The organism is Tepidimonas sp., from assembly GCF_046292505.1.
Taxonomy (GTDB): Bacteria; Pseudomonadota; Gammaproteobacteria; order Burkholderiales; family Burkholderiaceae_C; genus Tepidimonas.
Genome location: NZ_JBKBQX010000205.1, coordinates 1 through 644 on the forward strand (window position 1 = coordinate 1; position 644 = coordinate 644).

General features: G+C 63.0%; 2 protein-coding genes. Both read right to left on the reverse strand.

Going from position 1 to position 644, the window contains the following annotated elements; all coding sequences use genetic code 11:
- Positions 1-331, reverse strand: a 331-nt coding sequence (locus ACK4TH_RS12765; protein ID WP_409626981.1) for a type IIL restriction-modification enzyme MmeI, incomplete at its 3' end; no start/stop codon positions are given.
- A gap of 91 nt (positions 332-422) precedes the next feature.
- Positions 423-644 (reverse strand): DNA polymerase beta superfamily protein (locus tag ACK4TH_RS12770; protein WP_409626983.1); only part of this gene is annotated, 222 nt, incomplete at its 5' end.

Below are 644 nucleotides of genomic sequence, written 5' to 3' on the forward strand. Positions count from 1 at the left end.
GGGTGTGGATCTGAATGAGTGCGCGGTCGCTCACCACCAGCAAAGGCGGGTTGTCCAGCGCCAGCGCGTAGGTCATCAATTGCTTGAGGGCGTCGGCGAGGTTACGGCCCGGGGCCTTGTTCTCCCAGGCGAAGTGGTTGCGCATCCAGACATCGGCCCAGCCGTGCCCGGCGCCGGTGCGGGCTGCGCCGCGCTCGAAGCAGTAGTTGTCCGGGTCGTCGGGGGTCGGCACGCCCAGCAGCGCGCAGAGGTCGAGAAAGAAGCTTTGCGCGCCGGCGCGTTCGGACAGAGCGTTATTGCGCCATTTGGCGATGAATTCGGCGGCGGTCATGACGGTATTGTCACCGAACAGTCGGCGCTGGCAAGACGGCATGATGCAGGCTGATTTGCATGCCGAAAACGAGGCCATGCATGCGGCCTCGTCATGCTCGATAGACGAACCGTCGCAATAGCCTGTTCAAGCCTTCGTCATCCGGCGATCGCGTCGACGTCAGGCCGATTGCAACCCCTTCCAGGCGCTGGAGTTCGGCTTCGAGAAAGGCATCGATCACGGGAATGGCCGGCCCTCTGGACAATTCATCGCCGCCGCGCTTGGCGGCAACCAAATCTGCAATGGCACGCTGCATGATGTGGAACTGCATGCC